The following is a 17735-nucleotide window of genomic DNA, read 5'->3' as shown; positions in this document are numbered from 1 at the left end:
CTGGGGCATGATCGAAACTAATGAAAATATTGAGCCGAGCGCGCATAGCGTATGGACAACGACGGAAGGAGACTATCAGCAAGCCAGGCAGCAATTTGAAACCGGCCAGCTCGCCAACGAAACCCGTACGGCTATTTTCGTAAACACGATCCGCAACAATCGCACGTTGATGGAATACGAGTTGGCGAGGGATGAGCCCGACATGACACAGGTAGAGCAACACCTTGTCGAGCTAGAATCGCTGCAAGATAAGATGCGCGAATACGCCCTTGCCATTCTTGATCTGGCAAATATAGGCATCGCAACACCAGAATACGCACTGGCCAGCGGCCGGCAAAGCACGAGTGACGGGATCGTTCAATTAGCCAATTTTCAAAAACTGCACTGGCGCATCGGCTCGCTTACGGATGACATGAAAAACGAGGGCCACTCCTGGTTCAGCGCCCTTGGCGGCAATGGGCCGGTCCCGGCAACCGCTCTTTTGAAATACCAGACCGACATTCAGGACCTTCAGACACAACAACAAGCATTACGCCACACCGCGCAAAAAAATGCCGAAGCCCTGTTGCCGCCAAAAATGTTTGTTTGGGAACCCAACGATTACCAGATTACCCCACAAGAAACATTGGCTCGCCCAGGTATTCCGTTGCGCGAATTATCCATGCCCTGCGGCGGGTCCACGCTTAAACATTTTTCATTGCTCGACCTGAACGGCGGTAGAAAGCTTTTAGGTGAGGCGGAGAAGCTTCATTCCGCTGACGATATAGCCATCTCGATAAAAGCCGCACAGAAACCTGGCGAAGACAAAGCGTTGGAAAAACTGCTACTGGACAGCGGTGCTCAAAGGTACTCTCTGAAAGATCATTGGTTCGATAAAAAGGGACTGTTCAAACCAGAAACCTTCTGCAACGCCATCGAAACCGCCGGCATATTGATCGGAAGAAGCGCGGAAGAACTTCTGGACTGGGGTACGCAGCTACGAAGCTTCCTGTTTGAGGCGGAAGCGAAACGCCACCTGTTGAGTTTTGACGACAGCTACACGGGGCAATTTATCCGCCTTGTGATTAGTGGAATACCCGGAGAGCTGGGAAAAACTCTGGAAAACAATCTAACAATCAATATTCTTACAGGCATTGACGGCCCAGACAGCGTCCCATCCTTTGGTGTGCGCGGCAGCCAGGCAACAGCAGGCTATACATTTGGCCAGGCCAGCATTGGCGCTGATCTGGTTTACCGCCAAGGCCAACTGGATCTAATTTCCCTGAAGTTTCCAAAGCCGGAAGAAGCAAAGCCAGTGACTATGTCCTACGTAACAGAAAGCGGCGGCGGCCACCTGGAACTGGGACACTTCTCTTGCGAACTGAATGTAAAGTGTTGGGGGTACGTCGGTGCTCGCATCCTGCTCAGCCGTTCCATTGGCGTAGAAGCCTCCCCAGAAGCCGGCATCCAGATTACAGGCATAGATTACAAAAACCGCGAAGCCACAGGGGCAGAGTTCGACACCTTCGCCGGAGCCCAGACCGGCCTGATGGCTCACGCTGACATGAAATGGGCGATACCAGACCGTCTGCGCAAATCCAGAAAGTGGAAGTTGATCGGCGAAGATGTCCCCAAATGGATAAGCTTAGGCACCATGAGTGCCGACTTGATCGGTTCCGGCGGCGTCGGAGCACAAGGCGACATCGGCATCGGTTTGAAAAACGGGCGACTGATTTTTTACGCTAAGCATCGCATCGTTGCCGGCCTGGGTGGTGGATATTCCATCGGATTCGAAATAGCCTTCAACGCCATCCCGCTGTGGATACAACTGCTCCAAATGGAACTTCATGACAACGGCTACCGCCGCGTCTATTGGATTGACGACGATGCGTTCAAATACCTTGGCATGTTGACTAATTTGTTTCTTTCTTCGGCCCTGAATATCTCTTTTCTAGCCACGCAGACTTATGACTTTGTTGAAGAAATCTATCGTGACTTTAACAGCGGTAAAAACGCAGGGATTATAGCGACGAGCATAACGGAAGCTATTGAAATCAATGAAGGTACACGAGTGGTTTCTGACGATCGCCCGCGAGTATCGTTGGATTCGTACAGGTCCTGGTTCTCAGGCTTGCAGCCCGAAGCAATTGGGCCAATGCTGCATAACTTGGTGTCTGAGCCGGTCACCTTCAGAGGCAGAGAAGGAGAAGAGTCTAAATCTGCAGATGAAATGCTATAGCTCCAACAAGCTTCGATCTTACAGTGTTTAAGATGGATAGCGGAATCATACTGGGTCGGCGAAATATTGCGCAAACGCTATTCCTTCATTACTGGTGAGGCTGATACTTTCTACCGCCAAGCCGCCGATGGAGGAGAAGTCTATGCAATGCTGCGGTTTGCCCAAAAAGGCAATATGTGCGGAACACTCCGAGATTGCGATTACGATCACAAGCAGTGGCTAGATCGTGCGGAAGAAACGGCATTAGCTCGCGCTGAAACCGGTGACGCGGTCGCTATGATGGAACTTTTTTCTGTTTCCTGGATGCAAGGTAATGAAAAAGCAGCGTTTAATTGGATTTTAAAAGCAGCTGAAGCCGGCGATGCAGTAGCTCAGCATTGGCTTGCTATTGGTTTGCTGAGTGAAAGAGAAATGGGCTTCTATTGGACAGAAGCTAGCCGCCGAAAAGATGTCCTGAAATGGCTCAAAGCCTCAGCAGAACAAGGGTTCCCAAAGGCCATTGAAAATCTGGCCGTCGAATATTACAAGGACGGACGATTTGAAGACTGCCACGAATGGGTCGATCGCATGGGGCAAACCGACTATTTCGACGCCTTATATAATTACGGTTTGGTCCTTATGGATGGCCCCGAGGGCATGTACCGTTATCCTGAAACTCGTTCAGTTGATGGCCTTGCAACATTGCTGGCCCTGCACAGACAAACCGGCAGTTCCGCTGTACAAAGAAGTATTGATCGACGTTTGCCAGATCTTGATCCCGAGATTGTGAATGAGGCAAGAGCTCGTTCTGAGAATTTACTCGTTGACACCCCCATACTCCACTACCTACCCAAGTTCGGTATCTGAACTCTTAACCGAAGCAATAAATTAGATTTTATAGTGCGTACATTCAAGAGCAAAACTTGAAAACCCTGAAAAACACTGGATGGACACGTTATTTCTGCGCAAACTTACAAGCTAACCAGCCGACAAGCGCCATTCATCTCGAACAGGCGGTTTATATCAGGAAATTATTAATCAATGGCTTTACCCTACTTCCTCGGCTGCCCGCAATGGCAAGACTCGGCCTGGAACACCTTGTTACCACCAGGCCAGGCACCACTGGCCCGTTACAGCCAGGTGCTGAATTGTGTAGAAGGCAACACGACGTTTTATGCCACGCCCAGCCAGGAGCAGTGCCGCCAGTGGCGCTTGCAAGTGCCAGACGATTTTCGCTTTCTGTTCAAATTTCCCCGTCGAATTACTCACGATCAATTACTGTCAGGAATAACGGCTGACACAAACGCCTTTTTGGATATACTTTCGCCGTTGAATGACGTGCTCGGCCCAATGTTCATTCAGCTGCCGGCGGCTTTTAAGCCGGAACATCTGGATCGGCTGTGGCGGTTTATGGATAAATTGCCAGAATCTCTCTCCTGCGCTGTAGAAGTTCGTAACAGCGCATTTTTTAGTAAGGGCGAGGCCGAAAAAGCGCTCAACCGCGGGCTGCGTGAACGCAACAAGGCCCGTGTCTGTCTGGACAGTCGGGCGCTCTTCTCGGCAGAACCCAGCACCGATATCATTCGCGATGCCCAGCGCAAAAAGCCGAGGGTTCCGGTTCATCTCCTGCCGGTGGACGCTCCACCGATGATCCGCTACATCGGCCATCCCCGGCTTGAGCAGAACCGTCCGTTTCTGGCGCCTTGGGTAGAACGTGTCGGCCAGTGGATTGAACAGGGCCAACAGCCCTATGTGTTCATGCATATGCCCGACAACGGCGATGCACTGGCACTGGCGCAACTTTGGAGTAGGCTGTTACAAGACCGCTTACCACAGATAGCCGCTTTGGATCTGGCCGCGCAACGGCCCCAGCTTGGATTGTTTTAATGAAAAGAACCTCGCTCACCCTTGAAAGTCTTGACTACGGGGCACAACAGCTCGCCGCTGTGGATGCGGACCTTGGCCGTATTTATACCCGCTTGGGTGCGCCGCCGCTGTGGGCTCGGGAGCCTGGTTTTGCTTCACTGGTGCACATTATTCTGGAGCAACAAATTTCCATAAAGGCCGCGCAAACCGTGTTCGAACGGCTATGTGCCCACCTGGGAGAAATGTCGCCGCAGCGGATGGTTTCAGCCGGTGAGGAGGAACTGAAGGCGTTTGGGCTAACTCGTCAAAAAGCCCGTTACTGCTTTGGATTGGCAGAGCGCATTCATACCGGAAAACTCAATTTGGCGCAGTTAGACGCTCTGAGCGATACCGAAGGGCGCGACGCGCTCTTGGCTGTCCCCGGGCTGGGCCCATGGAGCGTTGACGTATACTATCTGATGGCATTGCGCCGGCCGGATGTTTGGCCGCTGGGTGATTTGGCACTGGCAGCGGCCATGCAGGAGATCAAACAGCTGGACGCACCCGCAACCCACCAGCAACAGGTGGGCATTGCCAACGCTTGGTCGCCTTGGCGCGCCGTCGCTGCGCGGCTGCTGTGGATGCACTATCTAGACAGTCGCTAGACGCCCACGAACAAAACGCAGCGCCAAAGCGACAACGCCTCATTATTTGTATAACTTATCCACTAACAGTTACCCACAGAAGCTGTGGATAACATTGTGAGCAGGGCAAGGATAGGTCTAATGAACCCCTAAAACACAGGGCTTGCGGGGATGTGGTGTGAAATTGATCAGCTCGAGCAAGCTGATCAATTTATGTTCAGCCCGAGGCATTAATCGAACAATATCAAGCGCACTAAAGTTTCAATCCGCTTGACACAGGGGGCAATAATACAACCGCCGGCTGGCAACGCTGATTTTTACGATGGGCGTTTCGCATTCGTAGCAAGGCTCAGAGTCGCGATTGAACACCATAAATCGGCGCTGAGAAAAAGTACGCCCTTCCCGTTTTAGCCTTTTCACTCGCTCAGGATCGTTGGTAATGCCTTTCAGGCGGTAAGTCCGTTCGATCAAAACCAGAATGGCCTTGGCCAGGCGCTCGCGGGCTTCTGATGGCAAGTCCTTTGGCTTTACGGACGGCATCAAGCCCGCTTCAAACAGGATTTCCGAGCGCAGATAATTGCCCACGCCGGCGACAAACCCCTGGTCCAAAAGCAAACCGCCCAAGCCGCGGCCGCGAAAGCGTTTATCGTCAAATTGCGCGAGCACGTTTTCAACTGAAACGGTCTGGTTGACCGGATCGGGGCCCAAGCGCGTCAAATACGCTACCTGTTCCAGATCGTCAGGCCGCACCAGTTGAATGTCAGATGCACTATAAAGCCAAGCGGCCTTTTCTGACCCGATAACCGCAAAGCGGAGTTGCCGCCCGGTTTTCGGCTGGGCATTCGTTTTGCTAATGCGCCACTGGCCGTAAAGCTGGTTGTGGCTGTACACGCACCAAGGCCCGTCATCGCCGAGGGCCGAAAAAAACACCAGTACGGCTTTACCGCGGGCCTCTACCGCCGTTACCAGGCGGCCGGCCAATGTTGGTTCAAAGCTCTTGAAGCGGTCGAATGCAAAAAACACCTTGTCCGCCTTGCATTGGCCAACGGCGTTTTGAATATCGTCGACCATGCGGCGTATCTCGGGTCCTTCAGGCACTCTTATTCTCCATCACTGTTCGCCGTCGATTAAATTGTCGTCTAACCTACGGGGCTTAGGACAGAACCGATGACATCACAGCGCCGCCAACGCCTCGTCCACCGGCGTAGTGCCAGAGAGCACTTCGAATGTACGGTTATCGCAGTTGTCTGAATTCAATACCGCCAACAGTACATTGGCTACGTCTTCCCGGGGAATGTCACCTGAGCGGTCCAGGGTTTCATGAATATCGACCTTACCGCTGCCCGAATCTTCAGTAAGTGGGCCGGGGCGTACAATGGTGTAGGTTAGGCCGCTGGCCATCAGATGCTCGTCCGCTTTGTGTTTTGCTTCCAGATAATGGCGAATCTTTTCAGGGGCGTCGCCAGGCTTGTCTGCGCGCATACTGCTGACAATTATAAAGCGCTTGATACCCATTTGTTTTGCGGTGTCCATCAGATTGATGGCGCCGTTCTGATCTACGTCGACAGTTTTTTCAGGGCCGGTTTTGGGGCCTGAACCTGCGGTAAAAATAACCGCCTCACAACTGCGTAACGCTTCGCGGCAATCACCTTCCAGGTTCCCCACCACGGTTTCGGTAGCGCCTAGTTTTTGCAGATCAGGCCCCTGCTCCGGGTCACGAATCAAGGCCCGTGCCTCGTGCTCGGTGTCTGCCATCTTTTCCAATAAATGACGGCCTATCTGGCCATTGGCTCCAGCAATTAATACACGCATGATGTGATCTCCTGTTGCAATGACTTGATAATGTACCTAATGATCTCTGTGCGCCAACGCGCTCTTTCAAGGCCTGATGGAGCCAAGTCGTAACTAAGTAAGAACTAAGGAGGAACCAGGTTGAAAAGACTCTTTGCTGTTTTTGTATTGGCCGCCTTAATGGCCACTTTTTTCAGCCTTGCTGCCGAACCCGTTCCGGTTGAGCAAAAACTCATCCGCATTCACGCCAACGATGTGCTGGGCGAGTTCCCCGGCATTGAGCATGAATCCGTTGATTTGCAGGCTGTCCTAGCAGATATGGCCGAGGATCCGCTGCTGGTACTAAAGGCAAGAGCGGCTCTGTTGAAATACCCGGGTATGGCCCGACAGCTGCTAAAAACTTACGGCGGCGAGCCGGAGTTTCAGGAAATTCTGCGGCAACATGGCGATTCGGTGTTTCCACCCATCCAATATTTTGTGTCCAATTCTGTTGAATCCATTGAATGGGTGAACCGGGCTGGCACGCAATATCAGCTCTTTAAAAAATGGTTTACCGATCACGAAAACAGCTTGGCGATCGTTGATTCTGCACGGCCACTAACACCCACCGAGCGCGGCTGGTACGCGGTTCAATATATTCATACTGAAGGTCATGATTTTCTGGGCCAATTTCTGGTTAATCCTGAGGGCAAGGTTGAATGGCTTGCCAGCGAGCGTGTTCTGGAAGGCCTGAACCAGTTTTTCGCCGGTGGCCTGCGCCAACTGGAAAAACGCCATCGCATGAATGAACCCATTGGCGCCGGGGATATTGGCTGGGCGGCGCTGGATGTGGTGGTGTTCGCCAGCGCGGTGAAAGTTCTGCGTATTGGTCGATTCGCTGCCGCAACCACCCAGAATGCCAGCCGCGGCACGCGCTCTGCGGCTCTGGCAGTACGCTTCAGTCGCGGTGGCCGCTTAGTACTCAGTAGTGCCCGCTATGCCAAATGGCCACTGATTGTAGGCGCAGGCTATCTGGTTATTACCCATCCCAGCCTGATTAACGACTTCCTGGTCGAACTGGCCGACGTGATTGGCGCACCGGCCTTGCTGATTCAAATTGTTGGTTGGTTATTGCTGCTAATGCCGGCTCTTTATATTTTGCGCGGCCTTCTTTGGCTTATAACGCCTCTGTTGCAAGCTGTACTTTGGAGCATCGGGCGCCTGCTAGCGCAGCTTAGCGGTCGCAGCGCGGCCTGAGGCGGTTACGCCAATGGCTGCGAGCTAAGCTGCGCGACCTGTGTTTTATTTTGAACAAACACAAACGGGCTAGTAGCAACATGCCCCAACGCCTATCATAGCTTCCTTTCTTTTTGCCGGATGTTCTTATGCTCAGGGGCGTATTGCTAATCGCATTTGCGGCCGTGCTCTGGTCTACCACCAGCATCGTCGCTAAATTTCTGTTTGCCAGTTCTGATCTGGGAGGCCTTACCCTGGGCTTACTCCGATTAATGGTAGCCCTGCCGTTTTTCTGGCTGTTGATGCGCCGCGAACAACACCGGCTGGCCCGCCAGCAACGGCAAAACCCGACAGACGGCCCTGCGCCGCTCACCCGCCTGCGAGAAATTCCGTTAAACGCTTTGGTGCCACTGGCCGGGCTGGGCATTTTTCAAGCATTTTACCAGGGCAGCTATCTGGTGGCGGTAGATTTGACCGGCGCCGGCATTGCCACTTTGATTTCACTGTGCCTGCCACCTGTGTTTGTGGCCCTGTTGGCGGCACCCATACTGGGTGAAAAACCGGGCGCGATTACCCTGGCGGCACTGTTCGTTGCCATAGCCGGTACCGTTATGCTGGTGTTAAGCGATATGGAAACTGCGGGTACGCTACGCCTGGCCGGTATTTTAATGTCGCTGCTGGCCGCGGCGGTGTACACCGGGTTCAACCTGACCAGCCGTTACAACTCTGCGCGAACGCCGGTGTTTACCACCGCTTTTCTGTGCTTCTTCACCGCTGCGTTGGTCTTGCTGCCAGCGGTCTATTTCAGCGGTGGCTTTGCCGAAGTGCAAAACTTGCAATGGCAGCACTGGCTGATGGTGATTTACATCGGGGTAGTGCCAACCTGTATCGGCTACCTATGCTTTTTTGCAGGCATGCAGACAACGCCGGCCACCCTGGCCAGCATCATCGTTATTCTCGAACCCTTATTTGTCGCACTACTGGCATGGCTGATTCTGGGCGAGGAATTAGGCACAATCGGCCTTGCGGGCGCGTTTATACTCACCGTAGCGGTGGTGGTAGCGTCACGCTACGGTAACCAACCACGGCCAGCCAACTAACGAGTGGGCGTTAAAGGCTGACCGCGCGCATCAGTCTTTGCGCTGGTGTTCAAGCATATCGGGCTGCAGAATTTCAATCCAGTAGCCGTCGGGGTCTTTTATAAACGCCAGGCCCTTCATTTTGCCGTCATCCGGCTTTTTCACAAAATCGACGTGCAAAGCCTCGAACCGATCACAGGCCGAGTAAACATCCGGCACCGCGATACCAATGTGGCCAAAGCCCTGGGGCTGGTCGTTGCCGTTGTGGTAGGCAAAATCGTCGTCGTTCTCCGTGCCCCAGTTATGAGTCAGCTCCAACATGGCTTCGCGGCCAAAGGTGTAGGTGGTGCGATAGGCATCATCGGTCGGCACCATGCTGGCCTGACGATCATCCAGATACCCCAGAAAATACAGGGTGAACTTCATCTCCGGAAAGTCAAGTTTGCGGACCAAACGCATACCCAGAACCCGACTGTAAAAATCCAGGGATTTTTGAGGATCTTTTACTCGTAACATGGTTTGGTTAAATACGAAGCCTTCAGTTTCTGGTACCGGCTCGTGATGAAGTCCGGGCGCCTGTTCAAAGTGTTTTGGCATAATGAAAACCTGTTGGTAAGCCGCGCAATGCCTATAAGCACGCAGCCGATGAATGGCAGGTGTACAAGGTTTAATTGTGATCCGCCGAGGGCTTTTCAAGGTTATGTTAGGCTACACACTCTAAATTGGCCATGTTGCTCTTATACGCCTGACGTGAGTACTTCCGCTGTGAACCAGCCCACTGAAAAACATCAAACCTGCCCGAAAGCGCCCGAACCAATACCCAAAGCGCAGGTTGAAACCACCAGAAGACGTGCTATCAATTCAAATCGAAAGGGCACATCTGGAAAACGTCTGGCGCTATTCAGCCTTTTGTTCGTCGCGCTCACAAGCGTTGGCCTTTACACCGTTTATACCCATTTTGCAGGCAAAAGCCTGAGCTTTGACAACCGCCTGTTGGAGCCGGCTACGCTGCTGCCTCTGGCCGCTCTGCTTGCTGTTTACTTCAGCACGGACGCCCTACGCCTTCACTTTACTCTGCGCGCACTGGGGCACCGGCTGAATGCCGCGGTCATCGCCCGGCTGGTGTTTATTAATCTGTTTTTCTCAAACGTCACGCCTATGGCCACCGGCGGCGGTTTTGCCCAAATCTGGTATCTGCACAAGCACGGCGTACCCATAGGCACCGCAACCGCGGCCACTACCATCCGCACTCTGTTGGCCGTTATCTTTATTTTTTCGCTGACACCGGTGTTTCTGCTGTCATTAGAAGCATTGGAGGGACGCGCAATCAGCGGCAATGTGGGTATCGCACTGACGTTCCTCATTTTGCTGTACTTGGGGTTTTTCGCGGTGCTGTTATTGCGCACACGGTGGCTTATGGCGCCTTTGGCGAAACTACTGACGGCTTTGTGGCGCCTGAAGCTGATAAGCGCTGAAGGCCACCGACACTGGCAGTTCAAGGCCAAGCGGGAGATGCTGAGGTTTTCCGCCAGTTTTGGCGACTATCTGCGCGGCCAGCCAATGTTTATTGCGCTGTCGGTGTTATTTACCGCTGTTTTTCTGCTCAGCCTGTTCAGCTTTCCGGCCCTTTTGCTCCACAGCCTGGATTACACGGTGGACTATATAACAACGCTAGGCTTGGTGGTGGTCACAACCTTCATCATGTACTTCTCGCCCACCCCGGGAGCATCAGGCATTTCAGAAGGCGTGTTTGGCAGTTTTTTCAGCGAGATCCTGGCACCCTCACATCTTCTGCTGGTGATTGTGGCCTGGCGTTTTCTGACCATTTATCTCGGTATGCTGATTGGCCTGGTGGTCATGCAACAGGAGTTAATACGGCAGCGGCGAGCAGAACCATGAATCGCCCACGGCTTCTGAAATGGCTCTTTTACCTTTGCCTCACCGTGGTGGTTCTGCTGGTGGGCTACAAAGTATACCTGAACCTGTTTATGAAGGACTTCAATTCGCTGCATTCCAAGCAGGCAGAGCGTATTAGCGAGGCCCTGGCAAACGACCAACCACTGCGCTTCGCGGTGGTTGGCAACATCAATAACTCCATCGGTATTTTTGAGGAACGTATCGTGCCGGCGCTAAACGCGGCCGAATACGACTTTATGGTGTCCGCCGGTAATGCGGTCAGCGGCGGTGGCGAGGACAAATACCGGGCGTTGTTTGGCTCGCTGGGGCACCTGGACATCCCCTGGTTGATGACCTTTGGCGACAACGAATATGACAACTTTGGCAGCTTCCGCTTTTACGATCATTTCGGCCCGCATTTTTACAGCGTACGCGCCGGCGTCAGCCGGTTAATCTTCCTCGACAGTACCGGCAAAACCGCTTGGCAATGGCAGCTGCATTGGCTCGATGAACTGCTGGCCGAAGACACCTCCAAGGCCCGCATTATCTTTATCGGTGACCCGCCGTTACACCCATCCCAAAGTGCGCCTTTTGACCAGAGTGACGACTATCTACAGCCACCGGAATTCCGTGAGGCACTGCTGGACATCGTCAAGAAGTACGACGTAAACGCGGTCATCTCTGCAAACCTGTCCCTTTACGACGAGCAAATAATCGACAGCACCCTATTTATAACCACCGGCGGTGCGGGCGGCCTGGTATTGAATGACGACATCAGTTTCTACCACTATCTGATGCTGCAAATTGATACTAACGGCAACGTCAGCCACACGCTGCAAAAGCTGGAAGTGGGCCAGCATCCGCTTTTGAAAAAACTGGAAAGCCTGTGGTTCTTTATCTATTCGCTGTTTTACACCGGCTACCTGAATTTCTTTTTACTGATAGCTGTGTTTTCCGCCATCGCTATTAAGCTTTACGGCCTTATCTTCGTTGGTAAAAACTACTACCCAGACTACGATCTGGACGCCACGCCCTTTTTGCAAAAGCCCATACGGGTGGCCATGTTCACCAACAATTATTTGCCGTTTATTGGCGGCGTGCCTATATCCATTGCCCGTTTGCGCCGGGGACTGGAAGCCATGGGCGACAGTGTGCTGGTGGTGGCGCCGCGTTATCAGAACCAGCCGGCACAGGAAGAAAGCGTCCTGCGGGTACCAGCGCTGCTCACCATGGGCTCCAAACGCGAATTCCGCTTGGCCAATATATTTTTAAGCCGCATTCGCAAACGCCTGCGGGCTTTCAAGCCAGACATTATTCACCTGCACCACCCCTTCTGGCTGGGGTCGCTCGGGCTGTTTCTGGCCCGCCGGTTAAAAGTACCCGCGGTGTACACCTACCACACACGGCTAGAGCATTACGCGCACTTTGTCCCCCTGCCAGGCATGCTGTTTCGTAATCTGATTTCCCACGCGCTGATCAAACGCTTTGCCAACAAGTGCGACACGGTGATTGTTCCCACTTACTCGATTGAAGAATATCTGCGGATGATCGGGGTGAAAACTCCCGTTTACGTGCAGCCTACCGGCATTGAGTATGAGCGTTTTCAGGCGGTGAACCCCGCCGATGTGCAAAAATTGCGCAAACGATTGGGCCTGAAAAACGAGAAAGTGCTGGTGAGTGTGTCGCGACTGTCGAGCGAGAAAAACATCGACTTCATGATCGATGGGCTGAATGAACTGCGCGGCAAAACCGCCGTTGCGTTTCACTTTGTCATGATTGGCGAAGGCCATCAGCGTGAACGCCTGCAACAAAAGATAGACGGTCTGGGTTTACAGCAGCACATCACCCTGGCCGGCAGCGTTGAGCCAGAGGCTATGGCCACCTGGTATCAATTGGGCGACATCTTTGTGTTTGCGTCGAAATCAGAAACCCAGGGCATGGTGATTCTGGAGGCCATGGCGGCAGGTTTGCCGGTAGTGGCCGTGCGCTCAAGCGGAATTGATGACGTAGTACGCCAAGGCTTCAACGGTTTTAAAACACCGGAGAAACAGGGCCTGTGGTGCGAGCGAGTACAACAATTACTGGAACAGGATGAGCTGCGCCAACAATTGGCAGAACAGGCCCTGGCCTTTGCCAGGGACTATTCAGTCGAGCAGTTTGCCAAAGACGTGCGTCGAATTTACGGTGAAACGCTGGCACTGGCCGCCAAAAAGGCGAGACCTAGAAGGTCTTAAAGCCGCAGACCGCTAACGGCTTTTCCGATGCTCACGGCTTGCGCTGGATAAAAGCGTTGAGCCCATCAGGAACGGGCTTTTTCACCTTCCAGGCTTAGTTTGGCCTGACGTGCACGCTCGGCCTGCTTGCGTTTTTTGCGTTCAGCAACAACGCGGGCCGCATCGCCCCCTACGTGAACTTCACCCCGTTCCTCGGCCAGGCGCATTTGCCGTTCGCGCTCGGCGAATCGTGCCTTTTGGGACTCGCTTGATACGCCAGCGCACTGGTGACAGCTCACGCCTTTGTTGTACTCCGGCCGCAGCTTGTCATTTTCAGTGATCGGGCGACGGCAGGCGTGGCACTGGTCATAATCGCCACGTTCGAGACGATGATTGACCGTGACACGATCGTCAAATACGAAACATTCACCTTCCCACAAGCTTTTCTCTTCCGGCATCTCTTCCAGGTATTTTAAAATGCCACCTTTGAGGTGATACACCTCGTCAAAGCCCTGCTCTTTCATATAGGCCGTCGATTTTTCACAGCGAATACCACCGGTGCAGAACATGGCAATTTTCTTGTGTTTGGCCGGATCAAGGTTCTGTCTTACGTACTCGGGAAATTCGCGAAACGTATCTGTGGCGGGGTTAAGGGCGTTTTTGAAGGTGCCGATTTCCACTTCATACTGGTTGCGGGTATCGACCAGCACCACCTCGGGATCGGAAATCAATTCGTTCCACTGCTCGGGATTCAGGTAGGTGCCCACGATGCGCTTTGGATCAATACCTTCAACGCCCATGGTGACAATTTCTTTCTTCAGCTTGACCTTGGTGCGCTTGAACGGCTGCTCGCCGACAAACGATTCCTTGTACTCAATACCGGCGAAACGGTCATCGCTGTTAATCCAGGCCTTTACCGCATCAACGCCGTCGCGGCTGCCGGCTACGGTGCCATTCATGCCCTCACTGGCCAACAATAATGTGCCGTGCACACCTTTTTCCAGCATCAGGCTCAGCAGCGGCTGGCGAAGGGCCTGGTAGTCGTTCAGAACAGCGAACTTATACAGCGCACACACAACAACGACATCGGTCATAGCAATCTCCTGCGGGCCGGACCGTAAATCCGGAGCATGGTTAGGATAGTCTGGTATTCAAAGAGGGAGTAATTTTAGCCAATTAAGGCGATGGATCAAGTCAGGAGTGGCCGCAGCAGTGCGCTGCAGCCAGATATCACCAGGAAATTTAGCGGCTGGCAGCCAGTTCGCGTTCCACCACAGCCGACAGCTGACCCCAGCCCGGACGGGTCAGGACGATGTTATCGACCATCACAGTGGGTGTGCTGACCACTCGCAACTGCGTTGCTACTTTGGCACTTTGTTCAATGGCCTCGCGGTGCAGTTCGGTGGCCATGCAGCGGCTGAATCGATTTTCACTCAGCCCAAGGTCGCCAGCATAGCGGGTAAACGTTGCCTGCGGATCTGAAACGTCCGCCCAGGCCGACTGATTGCTGTACAACGCATCGTGCATGGGCCAAAAGGCGTTCTGGTCGCCCGCACAGCGCGCGGCTTGGGCCGCCGGCATGGCGTTGGCGTGCTGTGATAACGGCAGCTCAAAGTACACAAAACGCACCTTGCCGCTTTCCACGTACTCTTTTTTCAAGCGTTGGCTAGCGTCGGCGAAGCGGGCGCAGGCCGGACACTGATAATCCGCAAATTCCCGCACCACAACCGGCGCATCCGCTGCACCCACTGAAACACCAAACTGGTCCAACCCAGCTGGAAACTCCGGTGTACCTTCTTTTGCAACGGGCAGTTCATCAGAATCCGGCGACGGGCCAGACGTTATAAAAAACAGGCCAATCAACATGGCGACGACAATCAAAGTCATAACACTCAAGGCCAGAGAGCACTTGCTGGACGGTTTATGAGCCCCAGCGGAACCGCTGTGATGGCGACGTTTTGCTTCACCCATGAAAACCAACTCCGTTGCGTGTTAAAAGCTTAGCAGTAGAGCATAAACTGTAGTGCCGGCCTAGTCATCGGATTCGATGTATTTGCCGTATACACACAAAATTCTACTAATTAAGGAAGATTCAATGTTGGGATTATTTAAAAGCGATCCGAAGAAAAAGCTGCAAAAAGCTTACGAGGCCAAGTTGGAAAAAGCACTTCACTATCAGCGCAATGGGGATTTACGCACCCACAGCACGCTGATGTTAGAGGCAGAGAGCCTGTATGCGAAAATTCAAGCGCTCGAAAAGAGCGCCTGAATACAAAACAACGGCGCTGCTGTCATCAGCACGAGCCGAATACTTACGTTTAGCCTATTCGCCTGATAGCTGTCGAAGGCGCTGGTTAAGGCGGTTTACTTCCCTACGCATTTGCTGAACTTCATCCAGCAAATCGAGCGATACCGCCAGACCCGGCAAATTCAGTTTCAAATCCTGCTGCAGTCTTAGCGCCCGCTGTAGGCGTGTTAAAGCCATTACATCGAATTGCCAGTCCCGCGGTGGGTGGTCCTCTTCAATGGGCGACACAATGCCGTAGTTCACCAGCTTAATCACGAATTCTGCGTGGCATTCGCCACGTTCGCAAATCTCGTGCAATGTAAACACACCACCGTCGGTATCGGTAATTTCTACAGTCAAAATGCGGTCTTGTCTGCTCATCCCAAACCTCCGGTTACACGTGCAGTTTGGCGCGTGGGTTGAAGTCTTTTTCGGCGTCTGCCAGCTGTTGGTAAATGGCCAGCGTTTGTTCCGAATGCTCCTCAGGTAGCGTCACCAGCAACGTCACAATCTGGTCACCCACGTGCTTGCCAGGCAAGCCCTTGCCTTTCAGGCGCAGCTTGCGACCGCTGGAAGAACCTTTCGGTACCTTCACGCTCACCTTACCACCGACTACCGGCACTGTAATGCTGGCACCTAACGCGCCCTCCCACGGGCTGATAGGCACAGTGATCAGCACGTCGTTGCCTTCTACTGTGAACTGCGGATGAGGCGCCAGTTCCATCTCAATAAACAGGTCCCCGGCGCTGGCACCACCCACGCCGGGCGAACCCTGGCCTTTCAGGCGAATGTGCTGGCCCTCGCGCATGCCAGCGGGGATTTTGACCTTGAGGGTTTTCTGCCGCGCCGCAACCCGGCCATGCTCGTCTGCGCTGTGCACAACGAACGACACCTGTTTGTCGCAACCGTTGTAGGCTTCTTCCAGAAATAGCGCCAGGCGGGCATGAATGTCTTCACCGCGCATGCGCGTGTTCTGACGAAAACCGCCGCCACCGGCCTGCTGGCCACGGCCAAACATCTGCTCGAAAAAGTCACTGAACTGGCTGGCATCGGCTTCGGTGTAGCCACCGCGGCCAAAACCGGATTCACTCTGCCAGCCAGGGGGTGGCTGGAATGAACCGTCAGGTTGCGCGCCGTACTTGCGCAACTGGTCGTATTCGGTGCGTTTTTCCGGGTCTTTCAGAACTTCATAGGCTTCGCCGACATTTTTGAACATCTCATCGGCGTTGTCTTCCTTGCTCACGTCCGGATGATATTTCCGCGCCAGTTTGCGATAGGACTTTTTAACGTCTTCGGGAGAGGCAGACTCGCTCACACCGAGCACGGCGTAATAATCTTTGAAATCCATGGCTTTCCTCATATCGGCGCACAGCGGCTCGCAGCGGCTCAAAGATGGTTATCCTACTATCTATCATCGGCCCAAACGGGAAAATTGCAAGTGAGTTGCCGCAGCTAACCGGTTTAGCGGTGCAGGCGTTTCATCCAGGCGACCAGCATTGGCGTCAGAAGAATCAGCACGGTAATGCGCAACAAATGGTGAGAAGTGACAAAGGCCGGCTCGATACCCAGCGACAAAGCGACCAGGCTCAACTCAGGCGCCCCGCCAGGCATGTACGCCAACAGCGCAGCAGCGGCCGAATAGCCCGTCAGCGCGTAGGCCACCCAAGCGGCAGCAAAGGCGATCAGCAGCAACACCAGCGCCTGCACGAATGCAATCAACAGGTTAAATCCCACCTCCTTCAACGAGGTGCCGCCAAAGCGAACACCTACAGAAACGCCAATCAACACTTGGGCGAAAGCCACAATAAACGGCGGTACGCTGGCGTCGCTGATGCCAGTGATGTGCAGTGCCGCGGACGCTATAACTGGCCCGAACAGCAGCGGGTTGGGCAAGCGCAGCAGACGCCCCAGCCAGAAGCCAACTAAACCCGCGCCAATCAGCCACAAGGTGTCTATAAAATCGGGAAAGCTAAACCACTGGGCCAGCGACATAACCGGCGCTTGCAGGCTAACGTGACCAATAATTTGCAATAAGGGGGGAATTGCCAGTAACAGCACCAAAATACGCATGGCGTGGGTAAGCCCCACGACGCGCAGGTCAGCGCTGGTTTCAGACGCCATCAAAATCACCGTAGAAACACCGCCGGGCATGCCGGCATAAGCCGCTGTGTCGATGGAATTACCGGCTATGCGCCGGCTCATCCACACAGACACTGCCATCATAATTGCCGTACTAACCAGCATGATGCCAAGGCTGGCGGCCCACAACCTGATATCGCCGCTCATATCCGCGGTAAACGCGGTGCCCAGCATCACGCCGATTACCACCAGAACCGCTTTGCGCATGGTGGTGGGGGCTTGTAGCCGCATACCACCGAGGCTCAGCACCGTGGTAACAATCAGCGAACCCAGCAGCCAGGGCAACGGCATATGGATGACGTAAGCCACACCACCGCCGAAAACGCCCAATAACATCGTTGGCAACCGCCTGGCCGCATTCAAGCACCCGCGTTTCATGGCGCTTACCGTTCTTGCTTTTTCCACCACTTTCGCCGCTCTCTCTGCTCT

General features: G+C 53.7%; 17 protein-coding genes. 9 read left to right on the top strand and 8 right to left on the bottom strand.

Annotated features, from left to right (window positions below):
- Positions 1-7 precede the first annotated feature (7 nt).
- From MIH18_RS19050 to MIH18_RS19035, 4 genes are all read left to right on the top strand, one after another.
- The gene (locus tag MIH18_RS19050; protein WP_249013260.1) at positions 8-2218 is read left to right on the top strand and encodes a hypothetical protein; all 2211 of its coding nucleotides are present in this window, start codon (positions 8-10) and stop codon (positions 2216-2218) included.
- Between the two features lie 66 nt (positions 2219-2284).
- Positions 2285-3064 (top strand): hypothetical protein, encoded by a 780-nt coding sequence (locus tag MIH18_RS19045; protein WP_249005740.1) that lies wholly within the window; start codon positions 2285-2287, stop codon positions 3062-3064.
- A gap of 174 nt (positions 3065-3238) precedes the next feature.
- A complete protein-coding gene (locus MIH18_RS19040; protein WP_249013259.1) occupies positions 3239-4084 on the top strand; it encodes a DUF72 domain-containing protein in 846 nt (281 codons plus the stop codon).
- Complete coding sequence (locus tag MIH18_RS19035; RefSeq protein ID WP_249005742.1) at positions 4084-4707, top strand: DNA-3-methyladenine glycosylase 2 family protein; 624 nt, start codon at positions 4084-4086, stop codon at positions 4705-4707. Before MIH18_RS19040 ends, MIH18_RS19035 begins: the two co-directional genes overlap by 1 nt.
- Positions 4708-4947: 240 nt before the next feature.
- On the opposite strand, the gene nei is transcribed toward MIH18_RS19035, so the two are convergent.
- Together nei and MIH18_RS19025 are read right to left on the bottom strand one after the other, a co-directional pair.
- Positions 4948-5784 (bottom strand): endonuclease VIII, encoded by an 837-nt coding sequence (gene nei / locus MIH18_RS19030; protein ID WP_249005743.1) that lies wholly within the window; start codon positions 5782-5784, stop codon positions 4948-4950.
- A 75-nt stretch (positions 5785-5859) separates the two neighbouring features.
- The gene (locus MIH18_RS19025) at positions 5860-6498 is read right to left on the bottom strand and encodes an SDR family oxidoreductase (RefSeq protein WP_249005744.1); all 639 of its coding nucleotides are present in this window, start codon (positions 6496-6498) and stop codon (positions 5860-5862) included.
- A gap of 120 nt (positions 6499-6618) precedes the next feature.
- On the opposite strand from MIH18_RS19025, the gene MIH18_RS19020 reads away from it, so the two are divergent.
- Together MIH18_RS19020 and MIH18_RS19015 are read left to right on the top strand one after the other, a co-directional pair.
- Positions 6619-7713, top strand: coding sequence for a hypothetical protein (locus MIH18_RS19020; RefSeq protein ID WP_249005745.1), 1095 nt, complete (start codon positions 6619-6621; stop codon positions 7711-7713).
- A gap of 128 nt (positions 7714-7841) precedes the next feature.
- A complete protein-coding gene (locus MIH18_RS19015) occupies positions 7842-8792 on the top strand; it encodes an EamA family transporter (RefSeq protein WP_249005746.1) in 951 nt (316 codons plus the stop codon).
- A 30-nt stretch (positions 8793-8822) separates the two neighbouring features.
- On the opposite strand, the gene gloA is transcribed toward MIH18_RS19015, so the two are convergent.
- Positions 8823-9368: a lactoylglutathione lyase gene (gene gloA, locus MIH18_RS19010; protein WP_249005747.1), complete on the bottom strand. Its 546-nt coding sequence runs from the start codon at positions 9366-9368 to the stop codon at positions 8823-8825.
- A 168-nt stretch (positions 9369-9536) separates the two neighbouring features.
- Here gloA and MIH18_RS19005 point away from each other — a divergent pair, with 168 nt between their 5' ends.
- On the top strand, positions 9537-10670 hold the full coding sequence (locus MIH18_RS19005) for a lysylphosphatidylglycerol synthase transmembrane domain-containing protein (protein WP_249005748.1): 1134 nt from the start codon (positions 9537-9539) through the stop codon (positions 10668-10670).
- Complete coding sequence (locus MIH18_RS19000) at positions 10667-12901, top strand: glycosyltransferase (RefSeq protein WP_249013258.1); 2235 nt, start codon at positions 10667-10669, stop codon at positions 12899-12901. The genes MIH18_RS19005 and MIH18_RS19000 overlap by 4 nt, the downstream gene beginning before the upstream one ends.
- 65 nt (positions 12902-12966) lie before the next feature.
- Here the strand turns inward: MIH18_RS19000 and MIH18_RS18995 are convergent, their stop codons facing one another.
- Entirely contained in the window at positions 12967-13974 is a 1008-nt protein-coding gene (locus MIH18_RS18995; protein ID WP_249005750.1) for a rhodanese-related sulfurtransferase, read from the bottom strand.
- 148 nt (positions 13975-14122) lie between these two features.
- Entirely contained in the window at positions 14123-14851 is a 729-nt protein-coding gene (locus MIH18_RS18990; protein WP_249013257.1) for a thioredoxin domain-containing protein, read from the bottom strand.
- A 124-nt stretch (positions 14852-14975) separates the two neighbouring features.
- Here MIH18_RS18990 and MIH18_RS18985 point away from each other — a divergent pair, with 124 nt between their 5' ends.
- Positions 14976-15149 carry a DUF6435 family protein gene (locus MIH18_RS18985; RefSeq protein ID WP_249005752.1) on the top strand — a complete coding sequence of 58 codons (174 nt, stop codon included), beginning with the start codon at positions 14976-14978 and terminating at the stop codon, positions 15147-15149.
- 54 nt (positions 15150-15203) lie between these two features.
- On the opposite strand, the gene MIH18_RS18980 is transcribed toward MIH18_RS18985, so the two are convergent.
- From MIH18_RS18980 to MIH18_RS18970, 3 genes are all read right to left on the bottom strand, one after another.
- A complete protein-coding gene (locus MIH18_RS18980; RefSeq protein WP_249005753.1) occupies positions 15204-15548 on the bottom strand; it encodes a chaperone modulator CbpM in 345 nt (114 codons plus the stop codon).
- A 13-nt stretch (positions 15549-15561) separates the two neighbouring features.
- The gene (locus MIH18_RS18975) at positions 15562-16515 is read right to left on the bottom strand and encodes a DnaJ C-terminal domain-containing protein (RefSeq protein ID WP_249005754.1); all 954 of its coding nucleotides are present in this window, start codon (positions 16513-16515) and stop codon (positions 15562-15564) included.
- A gap of 113 nt (positions 16516-16628) precedes the next feature.
- Complete coding sequence (locus MIH18_RS18970; RefSeq protein ID WP_249005755.1) at positions 16629-17684, bottom strand: AbrB family transcriptional regulator; 1056 nt, start codon at positions 17682-17684, stop codon at positions 16629-16631.
- Between the last annotated feature and the right edge of the window lie 51 nt (positions 17685-17735).

The sequence above is a fragment of the Marinobacter sp. M3C genome, assembly GCF_023311895.1.
Classification (GTDB): Bacteria; Pseudomonadota; Gammaproteobacteria; order Pseudomonadales; family Oleiphilaceae; genus Marinobacter.
Note: the sequence above shows the minus strand (reverse complement) of the source record. Positions and strands in the feature narration are given on the sequence as shown.

Bases quoted from the DNA above. Each gene is read 5' to 3' on its own strand.
- MIH18_RS19050 (WP_249013260.1), top strand. From the start codon at position 8: ATGATCGAAACTAATGAAAATATTGAGCCGAGCGCGCATAGCGTATGG.
- MIH18_RS19040 (WP_249013259.1), top strand. From the start codon at position 3,239: ATGGCTTTACCCTACTTCCTCGGCTGCCCGCAATGGCAAGACTCGGCC.
- MIH18_RS19035 (WP_249005742.1), top strand. From the start codon at position 4,084: ATGAAAAGAACCTCGCTCACCCTTGAAAGTCTTGACTACGGGGCACAA.
- MIH18_RS19025 (WP_249005744.1), bottom strand. From the start codon at position 6,498: ATGCGTGTATTAATTGCTGGAGCCAATGGCCAGATAGGCCGTCATTTA.
- MIH18_RS19015 (WP_249005746.1), top strand. From the start codon at position 7,842: ATGCTCAGGGGCGTATTGCTAATCGCATTTGCGGCCGTGCTCTGGTCT.
- gloA (WP_249005747.1), bottom strand. From the start codon at position 9,368: ATGCCAAAACACTTTGAACAGGCGCCCGGACTTCATCACGAGCCGGTA.
- MIH18_RS19000 (WP_249013258.1), top strand. From the start codon at position 10,667: ATGAATCGCCCACGGCTTCTGAAATGGCTCTTTTACCTTTGCCTCACC.
- MIH18_RS18995 (WP_249005750.1), bottom strand. From the start codon at position 13,974: ATGACCGATGTCGTTGTTGTGTGTGCGCTGTATAAGTTCGCTGTTCTG.
- MIH18_RS18990 (WP_249013257.1), bottom strand. From the start codon at position 14,851: ATGGGTGAAGCAAAACGTCGCCATCACAGCGGTTCCGCTGGGGCTCAT.
- MIH18_RS18985 (WP_249005752.1), top strand. From the start codon at position 14,976: ATGTTGGGATTATTTAAAAGCGATCCGAAGAAAAAGCTGCAAAAAGCT.
- MIH18_RS18980 (WP_249005753.1), bottom strand. From the start codon at position 15,548: ATGAGCAGACAAGACCGCATTTTGACTGTAGAAATTACCGATACCGAC.
- MIH18_RS18975 (WP_249005754.1), bottom strand. From the start codon at position 16,515: ATGGATTTCAAAGATTATTACGCCGTGCTCGGTGTGAGCGAGTCTGCC.
- MIH18_RS18970 (WP_249005755.1), bottom strand. From the start codon at position 17,684: ATGAAACGCGGGTGCTTGAATGCGGCCAGGCGGTTGCCAACGATGTTA.